The 14,061-nt window shown below is 46.4% G+C and carries 12 protein-coding genes; 4 read left to right on the forward strand and 8 right to left on the reverse strand.

Annotated features, from left to right (window positions below; genetic code table 11):
- Nucleotides 1-421: 421 nt before the first annotated feature.
- Entirely contained in the window at nucleotides 422-2,299 is a 1,878-nt protein-coding gene (locus QUA24_RS14435; RefSeq protein ID WP_333230484.1) for a DUF1565 domain-containing protein, read from the reverse strand.
- Between the two features lie 222 nt (nucleotides 2,300-2,521).
- Here QUA24_RS14435 and QUA24_RS14440 point away from each other — a divergent pair, with 222 nt between their 5' ends.
- Nucleotides 2,522-3,604 carry a thiamine phosphate synthase gene (locus QUA24_RS14440; protein WP_333230485.1) on the forward strand — a complete coding sequence of 361 codons (1,083 nt, stop codon included), beginning with the start codon at nucleotides 2,522-2,524 and terminating at the stop codon, nucleotides 3,602-3,604.
- A 97-nt stretch (nucleotides 3,605-3,701) separates the two neighbouring features.
- Entirely contained in the window at nucleotides 3,702-3,914 is a 213-nt protein-coding gene (gene thiS, locus QUA24_RS14445; protein ID WP_190738130.1) for a sulfur carrier protein ThiS, read from the forward strand.
- Nucleotides 3,915-4,216: 302 nt separating this feature from the next.
- Here thiS and rpmA read toward each other — a convergent pair whose 3' ends face one another.
- Complete coding sequence (gene rpmA / locus QUA24_RS14450; protein WP_333230486.1) at nucleotides 4,217-4,504, reverse strand: 50S ribosomal protein L27; 288 nt, start codon at nucleotides 4,502-4,504, stop codon at nucleotides 4,217-4,219.
- A gap of 27 nt (nucleotides 4,505-4,531) precedes the next feature.
- Nucleotides 4,532-4,924: a 50S ribosomal protein L21 gene (rplU, locus tag QUA24_RS14455; protein ID WP_172190164.1), complete on the reverse strand. Its 393-nt coding sequence runs from the start codon at nucleotides 4,922-4,924 to the stop codon at nucleotides 4,532-4,534.
- A 297-nt stretch (nucleotides 4,925-5,221) separates the two neighbouring features.
- On the opposite strand from rplU, the gene QUA24_RS14460 reads away from it, so the two are divergent.
- Nucleotides 5,222-8,164 carry a pentapeptide repeat-containing protein gene (locus tag QUA24_RS14460; protein WP_333230487.1) on the forward strand — a complete coding sequence of 981 codons (2,943 nt, stop codon included), beginning with the start codon at nucleotides 5,222-5,224 and terminating at the stop codon, nucleotides 8,162-8,164.
- Nucleotides 8,165-8,333: 169 nt separating this feature from the next.
- Here the strand turns inward: QUA24_RS14460 and QUA24_RS14465 are convergent, their stop codons facing one another.
- From QUA24_RS14465 to glpK, 4 genes are all read right to left on the reverse strand, one after another.
- On the reverse strand, nucleotides 8,334-8,549 hold the full coding sequence (locus QUA24_RS14465; protein ID WP_333230488.1) for a hypothetical protein: 216 nt from the start codon (nucleotides 8,547-8,549) through the stop codon (nucleotides 8,334-8,336).
- A gap of 324 nt (nucleotides 8,550-8,873) precedes the next feature.
- The gene (locus QUA24_RS14470) at nucleotides 8,874-9,374 is read right to left on the reverse strand and encodes a DUF3122 domain-containing protein (protein ID WP_333230489.1); all 501 of its coding nucleotides are present in this window, start codon (nucleotides 9,372-9,374) and stop codon (nucleotides 8,874-8,876) included.
- Between the two features lie 231 nt (nucleotides 9,375-9,605).
- Complete coding sequence (locus QUA24_RS14475) at nucleotides 9,606-9,977, reverse strand: c-type cytochrome (protein WP_333230490.1); 372 nt, start codon at nucleotides 9,975-9,977, stop codon at nucleotides 9,606-9,608.
- A gap of 74 nt (nucleotides 9,978-10,051) precedes the next feature.
- The gene (gene glpK, locus QUA24_RS14480) at nucleotides 10,052-11,539 is read right to left on the reverse strand and encodes a glycerol kinase GlpK (RefSeq protein ID WP_333230491.1); all 1,488 of its coding nucleotides are present in this window, start codon (nucleotides 11,537-11,539) and stop codon (nucleotides 10,052-10,054) included.
- Between the two features lie 98 nt (nucleotides 11,540-11,637).
- Here glpK and QUA24_RS14485 point away from each other — a divergent pair, with 98 nt between their 5' ends.
- The gene (locus tag QUA24_RS14485; RefSeq protein ID WP_333230492.1) at nucleotides 11,638-12,222 is read left to right on the forward strand and encodes an endonuclease dU; all 585 of its coding nucleotides are present in this window, start codon (nucleotides 11,638-11,640) and stop codon (nucleotides 12,220-12,222) included.
- Between the two features lie 126 nt (nucleotides 12,223-12,348).
- Here QUA24_RS14485 and QUA24_RS14490 read toward each other — a convergent pair whose 3' ends face one another.
- Nucleotides 12,349-13,551 (reverse strand): hypothetical protein, encoded by a 1,203-nt coding sequence (locus QUA24_RS14490; protein ID WP_333230493.1) that lies wholly within the window; start codon nucleotides 13,549-13,551, stop codon nucleotides 12,349-12,351.
- Between the last annotated feature and the right edge of the window lie 510 nt (nucleotides 13,552-14,061).

A 14,061-nucleotide genomic window follows, 5' to 3' on the forward strand; every position in this document is an offset into this window, starting at 1 on the left:
TGATATTGCGATTCGTATTGGTTAGATAGCTTGAAGCTATTGGATTAATCAAAAGTTGCGATCGCACAACAGTCAAACACAGAAGTCTGAATAGACTCCGCTGATAGCTACCTCGTCCGCAGAGTAGTTGCAAAAAAGTCCACCTTAGTTGTAGTTTGCTGAAACTCAGCAGAGCTAAAAACCCACTTGAATCAACTGAATTTACAAACTTTTTAGGGTCTGGCATCCGATATGCTAGGCCCTAAAATTTTTGATAGTTGACAGTTGACAGTTGACAGTTGACAGTTAACACTTGACAAAGTAATAGACCTCTTGCAAAAGTCCTTTTAATAAAATTTTGGAACGGGCATCTTGCCCGTCCTAGTTATTTTTGAAAGAGGTCTAATGATTACTGACTACTGACTACTGATTACTGACCATTTCATTTAATCTCCTCAATTTGAGCATTCAAACCATTAGCGCTGAGCATTTGTACCAATTCCTCAGCTTTTTCGAGTTCCCGAAAAGCACCGGCTTGCATCACCGATCGTCCGCTGGAAAAAGAGCGAAAAGCACCGGGAACGAGGGATTGCATTTTTTGTCGATCGCCCCAACTGTTGGTATCCACCACAACTCGATAGCGGAAACCCAAAGCTCTGGCTCGATCGAATGACGGCGAATTATCCGCGGCATCGGGCAAAGAATTACCCCCTAAAGGTGCAGGTACATAGCCGCCCCTTCCGATCGGAATGTTGCGGCCCGGAACCGGCAATCTACCCTCGGAAGCAACCGAACTCGAACTATCAAAATTGGGAGGAATCATTGGTTGCTGTACCGAAATTTCCGAAATTGATCGATAATTCGGATCGGGCACAGGAATTGCGCTCGCCCCTTGGGCTACCGATGAAGCAGCGGCATTCCTCGGAGAAAGTTCTTGTCGCAACTCAGCGCTTCGCGGTGCGGGTCGATTTTGCACAGATCGCATTGAAACGGGCGCAGGCGGGGGAAGTGGCGCTCTTTCAACTCTGGGAATTAGCCGGCCGGGAGTGTAAGCCGGGAGAGAAGTGTCTGGACCACCGATGCTGGGAGGTCGATCGGCCCTTAGCTGCAAAGCACTTCCCCCCATTGGCGGCGGTGTAAAAGTTCCCGCCACATCAACCGAGCCCGTCGTCCGGCTGCTCAATAATTGATTCCCGTAAGCTGGGATTATTTGACCCTTGGCTGCATTGTTGACATCGTACTGACCGTTGTTGCGAATGACATTGCCCCCCGGTTCGGCGGCAGTTCCCAAATCGGGCAGAGAGCTCGCGATCGCCACAATTCCGTCCCGGCGATTACTCTCGATATAATTGTTACGCAGCACAGGTCTAGCATTAGCTTGCACCACCACGCCATCTTTATTGCGAGTAATTTTATTACCGATTAGCAGAGGCGAAGCGTTCTGCGCTACATTCACCCCAAATCCGGTGTTTTCAAACACATTATCTCGAACTTCCGGCTGGGAACTGCCAAAAATAGTAATGCCGTTAGCTCCATTTTTCGAGAAAACATTCCCGCCAATCGTCGGCCTGGAAGTACCGACTACCGAAATGCCGTCGTGAGTGCTCCCAGAAAAAGTATTGTTAACAACTGTCGGAGAACTCGATTCGATCCACAAAGCGTAACCGCGATAGTTGGTATTCGTCACCGTCACCCCGCTGAGTCCTGCCCCATCTGCGCCTAAAATCGCGATATTTTGACCCGCCGAAGTCGGACTGATAAAGTATCCTCCGCCTTTGATGACAATATTCTGACCGCGAGTGTTGGGATTTCCCTGAACTGTCACGCTGGGCCTGAGCATTAATGGAAATTTTTCGCCGGTTTGCTCGCTGTAAGTACCGGGCGCTAGCAAAATCGCTGTTTTGGGCGGTGCCACGCTTAAGGCGTAGGTAAGGGTTTTAAACGGAGCTTGATCGCTGCCGTTGCCCCCCGTGTCGCTGCCCCCGATCGAGCTGACGTACAGTATGTTGATGTCGCTCTGTGGCGTCTGAGAAAGTAGCTGCACTCCCGGTATCCCGGCAGCGATAACTGACGGTTGATGGTTGCAAAGGGCGGTCATCGCAAAAACGAGCAGAAGGCAAGAACTCAAATAAGATTTTTGCGATCGCTTTTCTTTGCACTCGCTATATTGAGAATTTAGGAGCATAAATAAACCCCACTGATTTGCGATCCGAGTTCCGCTTCCCGAATTCGGTGTCGGGTTTTCGCGATCGAACTTTGATTTCACCCGCCTGCTGGGGTTTTCTTCTGTTAATCTTTTGTGTTGTTCTGCTAACCTCACGGCTCTCCTCCGAAGTGTGGTATGCAGTTTAACGATTCCACTCTCATCAAGTTTGATCTATTATGCTTTGTTTTCATCAAATTCAATAAAACTTAAAAAATTATTGTCGAATTTACATTGGTTTATGCCAAAATTAAGCCGCCTGCTTTGCCACAATCTTGACGGCGTGGGACAATGTAGCGGTTTGACTCGTAGGATTAATTATAATTAGGGTGGTTCTGAATGAGCGACAAACAAAACAGAACTTTACCGGCACAGCCAGCCCTCTGCCGGATTTTAGATGCAAATTTAGATCGATCGCGCGAAGGGTTGAGAATTATTGAAGAATGGTGCAGGTTTGGTCTCAACAGCGCCGATTTAGCTGGCGAGTGCAAGGAACTGCGTCAAGAATTGGCTGCTTGGCACGTCGCAGAACTTCGCAGTGCTAGGGATACGCCGGCCGATCCGGGTACGGAGTTGACTCACCCGCAGGAAGAGCAGCGTTCGAGCATTCAGCAGCTACTGGAGGCGAATTTCTGTCGGGTGGAAGAAGCTTTGCGGGTACTCGAAGAGTATGGCAAAATTTACGATCGGAATATGGGGGCGGCTTTTAAGCAGATGCGCTATCGGGTTTATACTCTCGAAAGCGATTTGCTGGCTTACCGGCGCTACCAGCAGTTACTTCGATCGCAGTTATACTTTGTAACTTCGCCGAGAGACAATTTGTTGGGAGTCGTGGAAGCGGCTTTGCAAGGCGGACTGACTTTGGTGCAGTACCGCGACAAAAACTCAGACGACGGGGTAAAGTTGGCCAACGCGCGCCAGCTTTGCGAACTTTGTCACCGCTACGATGCTTTGCTGATTGTGAACGATCGTGTGGATTTTGCGATCGCAGCCGATGCCGACGGCGTACACTTAGGGCAGGGAGATTTGCCTGTGGCGGAAGCGCGCAAGTTGCTCGGGCCAGGACGGATTATCGGTCGTTCTACTACGAATGGCGAGGAAATGCAGCGAGCTATTGAAGAGGGAGCCGACTACATTGGAGTTGGGCCGGTTTACCACACTCCTACTAAACCTGATAAACAGGCGGCAGGTTTGGACTATGTGCGGTATGCTGCTGATAAGTCCCCGATTCCGTGGTTTGCGATCGGCGGAATTGATATCAACAACGTCGATGAAATATTGAATGCCGGAGCTCAAAGGGTTGCCATAGTACGCGCAATTATGGAAGCAGAACAGCCTACTTTAGTCACGCAGTTTTTCATCTCGCAGTTGATTCGGATGCAGAATCTGAAAGCTCAGAAAGCTTTGCACGGGAAAAGCTAGGTTTATTTGCGATTCGTAGGGCGGGTTTAGCACAGGAAATCTGTGCATAAAATATAATTTTGTTACCAAACCCGCCCTAAAAACTGATATTTTACTTATGATAAATCAAATTGCGCTGCAAGTTAACGGAGAAACCCGCAATTGTGCGATCGACACACCGTTACCAGAATTACTAAAACAATTGGGATTAAACCCGCGCTTGGTGGCTGTGGAGTACAACGGGGAAATTCTGCACAAACAATTTTGGGAAACTACACAGATGCAAGAGGGCGACATCTTAGAAGTTGTCACAATTGTCGGAGGAGGCTAGCCCCAAATTGGTGACAAATTAAGCCTTAAATTGTCACCAATTGGCCGAACCTAGAAATGTCGCTTGCCGTCAAGTCTAGATCCCCCTAAATCCCCCTTAAGAAGGGGGACTTTGAGAAGAATTTTGTCTCCCTAAATCCCGTTAATAAGGGGGACTTTGAGAAGAATCTTGTCCCCCTAAATCCCATTAATTAAGAGGGACTTTAAGAAAAATCTTGTCCCCCCCTTATTAAGGGGGGCTAGGGGGGATCGAGACTTTGAGACAAACAAAAGAGACTTAAGGAACGCCGCAAAATATCGCAATTAAATTGCGACAGCTTCAGCCACAGGTGCTGCTACAACAGGATAAATGCTGACTTTTTTGCGAGTTTTGCCTTTTCTTTCAAAAGTCACCACACCGTCAATCATGGCAAACAGAGTATCATCTCTGCCGATACCAACATTATTACCGGGGTGAACTTTAGTGCCGCGTTGGCGGATCAAAATGTTGCCTGCTTTGACAACTTGACCGCCGTACTTTTTGACACCCAGACGCTGAGAATTAGAGTCGCGTCCGTTACGTGTACTGCCTGTACCTTTCTTGTGGGCCATAATATCCTCAACTGTATTTACTATGTTTTATTCTGAATCAGTTTCGGCGGTTTGGGGGGTTTCAACAACTGCTGCAGTTAAGTCTCTGGCGGCTAACACTGTACCGTTGACGCTAATCGAGTCAATCATAAAGCGAGTTGTTTCTTGACGGTGCCCTTTTTTCTTCCGAGTTTTCTTTTTCGGCTTCATCTTGTAGACGAGGACTTTGCGGCCCCGGAAATGCCGGAGAACCGTTCCTTCTACAGTGGCATTTTCTAGTAGAGGCTGGCCGATATGAACCTCGCCTTCGTGCTGGATCAGAAATACTTTGTCTATGGTGACTTTGGATTCAGCTTCGACGTGAAGCAGTTCGATGTCGTAGAAGCGGCCTGGTTCTACCCGAAATTGTTTGCCGCCGGTTTCAATGATTGCGTAAGTCATGGGATGGTTGTTGAGATTGCCGTACAGGTAGCTGATGAGTCTTTGGTCATTGGTCGTTGTGGACTTTTGACTGGTGACTGCTCTCCAGCTTTTGGAATGTCTTAACCTGATCCGAGCCGGATTTAGACAGACAATCTACTATTATTGCGGATTGTTGTATTTTTGTCAAGGTAAAAGAGAGTTAATCTTTTCTATTTGTTAGTTTGAAAACAGATTTGTGGCGACGAACTACGGAATGCTTACAGAGTTAAATGTAGATTTTCTCAGCTTCTCTCTTCTGAAACAGGGCAGGTAAAAATGGCAAATCGCATTTGGAATTTCTTAAATACTGATATCAAAGAACTGTGTTCCGCCGAAGCAGCGGAGGCAATCGGAGAAGCTGGGAAAACAGCCGCAGAAGTGGCAAAAATGTTCAAAGAACAAGGGCTGGACAATAGCAACTTGCTGCTAGAGGTTTTGAACTCTCCCTTAGCTCAAGTTGTGGGAACTGGATTGCCATTTATCGGGATTGCGGCGAAAATGCTGGCGTTTTTTATCGAAAAAACTCAACAGCAGCCGACTTTAGCTGAGTGCATTTTCCTGGTCAGTCAGGCGGCTTATCTGGAAAGTTTTAAGGATTTTCTTGAACAAGACGCAAGTTTGTTAAATCGCATCGGGCAAACTCCGGTTTCCGATGGAGTTAAGCAGTTGCTTAAAAAATTGGCGGATTTAGAATTGAGCGATAAAGATGCCAAAGAAACTGTTATTTGTTTCCGCGATTCGATGTTAGCCAGGGAATTTAACCTAGTGCTATCAGAACGGCTGCAACAAGCCGGACTCAATGCCGATGAAGCTCAAATTTTGACAAAGAGAGTTGCTGCTAATACTCACCGCTATTTAATCGAAGCTTGGGCAGTTTCCGGCGAAGCAATTAAACATCTTGGACAGCCTTCTATCAGCGAATGGCGTGAGGAACAGGAGAAATATTACAGCATTAACAACTACCTGCAAGAACAAATTACCTCTCTACCCCTAGAACCCGTATTTACAGAAAATTTTGCATTCAAGGATATCTACGTGCCTCTGAAGGAAAAGCCACTTGATGCAAATGGTAAGCCCATAAATAATGCAGAAGCTTTCGATTTAGAAACTTGGGCAAAAAATTTGCTTGAGGATGAAAACAAACAAAATCGGGTGATGTTTGTCGAAGCAGGGCCCGGACGCGGTAAAAGCGTTTTTTGTCGGATGTTTGCTGACTGGGTGCGACAACATTTTCATCCAGTTTGGACGCCCGTGTTAATTCGACTGCGATATATTCCCAAATTGCAAAATAGTTTCCCAGAAACGCTAAAAAAAGCAGTTAATGCTGGTTTTGCTAGCGATGACGGGTGGTTGACAGATAGAAACACGCGATATTTGTTTTTCTTGGATGGCTTTGACGAGTTGCTGATGGAAGGGAGAAGCAGCGGCGGTTTAAAGGAATTTCTCGAGCAAGTAGGACAATTTCAGCGGGACTGCGCTCAGAATTCGGAAATGGGACACCGGGTTTTGATTACTGGCAGAACTTTAGCTTTGCAAGCTATTGAAAGGCAAATGCCAGAGAACTTGGAGCGAGTCGAAATTCAGGTAATGGATGACGGACTACAGCAACAGTGGTTGAGCAAGTGGGAAGACCAATTTGGGGCAGAAAAAACCTCAGCTTTTCAGCTGTTTTTAGAAGATGAATGTTGTCCAGAGAATGTAAAATCCGAACTGTCGCGAGAGCCACTCTTGCTTTATCTGTTAGCGGCGATGCACCGGGACAAAACGTTGAAAGTTGAGAATTTTCAAGGAACTAACAGCACTCAAGCAAAAATTTTGATTTACAACAAAACTGTGAATTGGGTACTCACAGAGCAGCGGTCTGATAAGCTCAATCGCGATTTGACAGAATTGGAAACAGAGGATTTGCGGCGCATCCTTACAGAAGCAGGGTTGTGCGTGGTGCAGTCGGGAGGGGAATGCGCTTCTGTAGCGATGATTGAGGAACGATTGAAAGCACATGACTCAGCTAAAAAATTTCTTGAGAAAGCACAAAGACGGATTGATAATCCTCTGAGAAATGCTTTGGCGGTTTTTTATCTTCAGCAAGGCAGTAAAGAAGGTTCTGTGGAGTTTGTACACAAGAGTTTTGGTGAATTTCTGTGTGCGGAACGGTTGAAAGAAAGTCTGGAAGAGTGGACGGAACCGGGAAAGAAAGGTAGAGGATTTAATACTCAAGACTCTCAGATGGACTGGGAAATTTATGATTTGTTGGGTTATGGGGCGCTGACGGAAGAAATTGTTGAATATTTGATGGGGTTGTTAAAAACTCCGGCTGTTGCAGGGGATGAAAATCAGTTCCACCCTGTGGAGTTATTCCAGCGTCTGGAAGATTTTTATCTGCGGTGGTGCGATGGGGAATTTATTGATATGCTGCCGGAAAGTTTGCCTCAGAAGAAGATGCGCCTACTGCGAGCTCAATTGAAAACCCAAGATTTGGGACAGCGACAAATAGATATTTATGCTGGTTTGAATGTGATGATTTTGCTGTTGGAGTTGCAGCGTTACGGTCAGGAGACACCTGAATTCAAAGACAAAATGGTGTTTTATCCTTGTGGGAAACCTAATGCTGAAGGTAGGCTTGACGATGCAAGTCGGTTGTTGCGTCTCATTGGTTATAGGTGTTGTATTGGGGATTTTGGCTTTTTCCAAACAGTTGGGATATTCCTCAGGGGCGCAAACCTCAAGGGCGCAAACCTCAGGGGCGCAAACCTCAGCAGCGCAAACCTCAGCAGCGCAAACCTCAGCAGCGCAAACCTCAGGGGCGCAGACCTCATGGGCGCAGACCTCATGGGCGCAGACCTCAGCAGCGCAAACCTCAGCGGCGCAGACCTCACGGCCGCAAAGCTTACTGGCGCAAAGCTTACTGGCGCATACCTCAAGGGCGCAGACCTCAGCTACGCAGACCTAACTGACGCAGACCTCAGCGGCGTACACCTCAGTAGCGCAGACCTCTTTGACGCAGACCTCAGCTACCCAGACCTCAGCGGCGCATACCTCTTTGGCGCAGACCTCAGCAGCGCAGACCTCAGCGGCGCAAACCTCAGCGGCGCAAGGCTCAGCGATCGCACTATTGGAGATATCAAATGGGATGAAGACACAAACTGGGACAATGTTCGAGGTTTGGATACAGCCGTTGATGTTCCAGAAGCGTTAAGGCAACAGCTAGGAATGCAGTAGAAACCTTTTTCCAGGCTTGGCGTATCATTTTTATGAACAGGCTTTCCGGCCTGTTCCACAAAAAGTGAATTTTCTTGTGGGGTGGGCCCGAGAGTCCGCGCCCGAAAGACCGATCGACATACGAAGGTCGATCGACCTTATTTTATCCAAAAGGTCGATCGAACGGGATTCAAGCAGTCACAGAACATTTGCGCGATCGTAACAATTCCAAAGCTTGCTGTTTCACCCTACCTTCCATCACCTCTTTCTGCAAATTAATAAAAGCGTCAAAATCTTCTAAACCATACTTGGTCATCTGCAACTGCTGTCGCAACTGTTCTTCTGCCTCAACCGTTAAGTAACCTGTTGCCAAAGCTTTGCGGACAATTTTACTGATTAAAGTCATAGTAGATTCACCCTGAATACACCTACGTTAAAACACTGAAGTTTTGTCACTCGACTAACTCAGCTTTTAGTTTGTTTCATAATTACCCTTAAAATAGGTTAAATCTACCTTAAGGTCTATGTAAATAAAGTTATTTTTGATACATTGATGAAATCGTAGCGATTTTAAATGTAGAGTGCTATTAAATTGGTATCTTTAGTTTTTGCCAGACCCCATTATTCTTCAAATACGTTAAATCCACCTTAAGGCATATTTAAACATAGCGATTTGTGACATGGGAAATTGTATGGCTTTTAAATGTAGAGTGCGCTTAAATTGGTATGTTTAGTTTTTGTCAGACAACAGCCGCCATTCTCTCACAGCAAAAGGAGGAACCAGCAATTCTGTTTCTTTTTGATTTTTCACGGGCAAACTCAACAGCAAAGGTCGATTGCTTTCCAATTGTGCAATTATTGATTTAAAATCGTATTCTCCGACATTAATTGGCAAATTCGACTCGCTCCAAATATCATTAGCCTTGCCAATTTCCCGCTTTCCCGCAGCAACTTTCAGCGGAACCGGGTGCTGCAATTCTGTTCCTGGAAATCCTACCACTCTCAGATTTAAAGACTTTACTACTCCCGACTTTACTCGCTTGTACAAAACAACTTGCCATGCTTTATCGTCTGTATTACGCAGGCTTTGTACGGATCGGAACATTACTGTTTCGGCAGTTTCTGGATATTTGTGAATCGAGGCGAAAGCGGGCGGGCTAACTGCTAAGATTAGATACAAGCACAAGCTAATAATAGTTAAAGTTCTACGCCACCAATAATGTTTTTTCAACTTTCAATACCTCCAATAATTTACAGTTTTTAGCAAAAAAAATATAAAGAAAACAGGTTTGTATTGAGATTATTAAAGAATGAACACTATAAGACAAGAAGCAGGCAGGTTTTGTATAAAAATTATTCATTGATGACCAAGTAACGTGTTAAACCTGCCCTTACATTATACCTCGGCTTGGTTTCCTGAAGTTAGGCGCCAAACCTGGTCTTACAATGTACATAGTCGGCTTTATTTCCAATCGGTTTCGGCTTGGGATAGCACGTAAGCTGAAACATCGATAATTTGTTTTTCCGACAAACGATCTTTGTAAGCGGGCATAATACCTTTGCCGTTGGTTACTAAGTTGGAAATGTTGGCGATGGAATCCATGCCGTATTTTTTTAATGCTTTTTGTTTCAAGTTTTTGCCGCGCCTGATAATGTTGCTGCCGTTGATGTGACAACCTGCACAGTTGGCGCTGAAGACTTCTGCTGCGGTTGTGGGATTTGTAGCTGTATCTGCGATCGCCATTTGGGAATTAGTGGCGATTTCTACAAATGCCAGTGTCACTATCAATAGAAAGGCGGTGAGAATTTTGTTTAAGTTCTTTAGCGAAATCATTTATTTGCAAGTTGAAAAATAGTGCTGGATTTAAGGATATCACTAAATACGGATTTTGGGGTTAACTCAGCGATTCATTCTTCCCAATCGAAGGTGCGGGAAACTGCTTTTTTCCAAAAGCGATATTTTTGCTCGCGAAGTGCGATCGGCATTTTCGGTTCCCAAGTAAAATCCACCGCCCAATTGTCCCGTAATTCGGCTAGCTGACTCCAAAAACCTACCGCCAAACCCGCCGCATAAGCCGCGCCGAGTGCAGTAGTTTCTGCTACCACAGGCCGCACCACTGGCACTCCTAAAACATCGCTCTGAAACTGCATCAGCGTGTGATTTCCCACCATTCCTCCGTCTACTTTTAAAGACAAAAGCTGCACAGCAGAATCCTGATTCATAGCGTCCAATATTTCTCGCGTTTGCCACGCTGTCGCTTCCAATACTGCGCGGGCAATGTGTGCCTTAGTCGCGTAGCGAGTTAAACCTGCAATTACTCCCCGCGCGCTGTCTTTCCAATAGGGGGCGTAGAGTCCAGAAAAGGCTGGGACAACGTAAACTCCGCCGCTATCTTCGACTGTATTTGCTAATGTTTCTACTTCTGCAGATGTGTTGATGATGCCCAAATTGTCTCGCAGCCACTGCACTAAAGCTCCGGCGATCGCAATACTGCCTTCCAAAGCATACACAGCGGGCGATTCCCCCATCTTGTAGGCGACTGTTGTTAGTAATCCTTGCTTTGAAGGGACGATCGCCTCACCGGTATTCAGCAGCATAAAACAGCCCGTACCGTAAGTATTTTTCGCCTCCCCCGGACTGAAACAAGTTTGCCCGACGAGGGCGGCTTGCTGATCGCCCAAAGCAGCAGCAATCGGAACACCTGCAAGCAATCCTTTTGCAGTTCCAAAAACTTGACTCGAAGGGCGAACTTCTGGCAGCATCTGGCGGGGAATTGCCATTATTTCCAAAGTTTCGGAATCCCAATCAAGGGTTTGCAAATCCATCAGCATCGTGCGGCTGGCGTTGGTAACATCGGTAATGTGCGCGCCGCCAGTCAGGTGCCAAATCAGAAAAGTATCGACATTGCCAAAAATCGCATCCCCTTGATTTGCAGCTTCCCGCAATCCTGCAATATTGTCCAGCATCCACTTAATTTTCGGCCCGCTGAAATAAGTTGCAAGCGGCAAACCGCATCGTTTTTGAAATCGCTCTTTGCCCTCGACTTCAGCTAATTTTTCGCAAATTTGGTGAGTGCGGGTATCTTGCCAAACAATCGCATTTCCGTAAGGTTTGCCAGTTTTTTTGTCCCAAACAACTGTAGTTTCGCGCTGGTTGGTAATACCGAGTGCAGCAATATCTTTCGGGTCAATATTGCCGATTTCGAGGGCATTTTTAATCACGCTTTGGGTGCGCTGCCAAATTTCATCGGGATTGTGTTCAACCCATCCTGGCTGCGGATAGATTTGCTGATGTTCTTGTTGGTTCTTGCAAATTATCTGTCCCAGGCGATCGAATATGATAAATCGGGTGCTGGTAGTTCCTTGGTCGATCGCTGCTACGTATTTTTTTACCAATTGTCTAAAACCTTTTTAGTAATGAGCTATTTAACGTATATGATACTATGTAAAACACAAGCTAATATCAAAAACTTTAGTTTAGGGAACTCGACAAGTTGAAACTGGCAGATTTGCTGAGGCTCGATCGCACAATTAAGGTTATTGGCTTTGACGACGCTCCGTTTTCTCGTAGAAGCGGCAGTCTGGTTTCGATCGCAGGCATAGTCTGCGGGGGAACTCGATTTGAAGGAATGGTGTGGGGACAAGTTTTCCCCGACGGATTAGATGCTACGGATGCTATTTCTGGCCTACTCCTCGGAGGCAAATTTCTGCCGCAATTGCATCTCGTTTTGCTAGATGGAATTGCTTTCGGGGGCTTCAATATTATTGACCTTCCCGAGTTAGCATCGCGGCTGCAAATTCCTTGCGTTGCTGTCATGCGCCGCCAACCAGATTTAGCTGCTGTTGAAAAAGCCCTGCGCCATTTACCCGATTCAGAATACCGTTTAGAATTGTTGCGTCGTGCCGGGAAAATTCACGCTTTTGAACCTTTCTTTTTTCAAGTGTGCGGCGAACAACCAGAAGTAATAGCGAGGGTGCTTCAGCGTTTGACAGACACTGGTAAAGTTCCTGAAGCTTTGCGTTTGGCTCATTTGATTGGTGCGGCGGTAATTAATGGAGTTAGTGGCAGTTCTGCTTGAATTCTTGTTAAGAACGGGCAAGATGCCCGTTCCACAAAGAGTAAATTTTCTTGTGGGGTGGGCATCCTGCCCGCCCATGAAAGGCTTATTGACAATGGTGCAATATGTCAGTTTGTACTCGCTTACTTACACAATCTCGCCGTCAATTTCACCGAATTCGATTTGAGTTCCCAACGCCAAAGTCAGGGTACTTTCAGGTTCTACCATTTTTATATCGCCTTGAATGTCTGTAGCCCACCAAGCGCGATCGCACAAATTGGTCAATCCTAACGAAAGCTCGTTTCTCGATCGAGAAGTGACTATAGCTACAAGACCGTTAGATGCTGCCGCTGTTAAACTCGGTATGTCAGAGGTGAATAGTTGAGTTCCCGCACTCAGAGGAATAACTCGACTGCCTAATTTCAGAGAAAATTGGCTGCTAGTAAAAGAATTTACTGCGGGCTGATCTGATATAAATGTAGGCGGAATATTTGCTGGTGTTGGGGCTGGCAAGTCAGAGTTTCCTACTGTAATTGTACAGTTGCCGATTCTCTTTTGGTCGCCCGATCGCAAATAACTCACCGCCCCGCTATCAACATTCTCGCAAACAATTTGACCTGCTTCTAATTGAAACCGCATGGCCAAGGGCGAAACATTAGGAATGCAGATAATAGACAAATTTTCATCACTGCCAAAAGTCACTGGTTCCGAACCCAGAGTGAGAGTGCGATTTGCTCCGGTATCGTAACTAATTACCAGCCAAGTTTTGTTGAACAAAGTTTCCGCTACAACTAGCATAATTCCAATCCAAAAACCGATCGCAGCACAGCCAGCTAAACGGCCTGCTGTACCGGATAGATTGTAAGCAAACAGAATAAACAAACAGCCGCCCAAAACTCCTCCAACACCGCCACCTCCCGTGCCGCGAAGCGCTCCCAAATTAGGAATCCGCTGTGCCAGTCCAAGTCCTAACAAACTGCCAGCTATTCCCCAGCAAATTACTCGTAATAATTCGTTGTCTCCGTTGCCAATCCCGCTGTAAATACCTTCGGCGATCGCCCCAGAAATCGCTCCTGCTATTAAACCAAACAATCCGCCATTTTTTAAAGCCTGTTTAATTTGAGGCTTGCCTTTGATATAGTAATAATAGCCGAACATGATAGCCGTAGCAATGCCACCGCCTACCAATCCAAACCAGCGACCTGTAGACAATACACTGTCAAAAAAAGATTCCGAACCAGGGAGTCGCTGCATGAAAGGTTCGGTGATGAGATTGCCGACGAAACCGCCGACAGCACCGCTAATCCCAAACTGTAAAGCTTTTTTAATGGCTGATAGATTTCTTTTCACGGCGCACCAGATTTAAAGTGAGAGTCAAATCTAGCTACAAGCTCGAAACTTAGGATTTCCGATGATCTTATATCTGGCATCGCGATCGAGAACAGGCTTTCCGGCCTGTTCCACAAACACAAAGAGTTGAGTTTTCTTATGAGTAGTAGGGGTTGGGCAGGAAGCATTGGTGTCAACTTAAGCTTTTAGTCCGCCAGTCCTCCCGCTCACCCGGCAGCCCGCCAGGGGTTTCAACCCCTGACGGACTATCGGTTTTACCTTAAGTTGACACGCCTTGGGGAAGAGATCCCGCCCGTCCAAGACTTATTCAGAATGGTGCAAGATGTGAGACGATCGCACATCTCCCCTTGTCTCCCCGCTGTCTCCCCCCATCTCCCGCTTCCCTCCCTCTCTGGCCCAAGCCTTTGAACCTCGCGCCCTCGCCCGTCACAATTCCCGCTCAATGCTCGATCGCCTGTAACCCTTGCTGCCCGATAATTTTAGCAATTTTTTAACTGTGAAATTTTAACG

The organism is Microcoleus sp. Pol12B5 (assembly GCF_036701335.1).
Taxonomy (GTDB): domain Bacteria; phylum Cyanobacteriota; class Cyanobacteriia; order Cyanobacteriales; family Microcoleaceae; genus Microcoleus.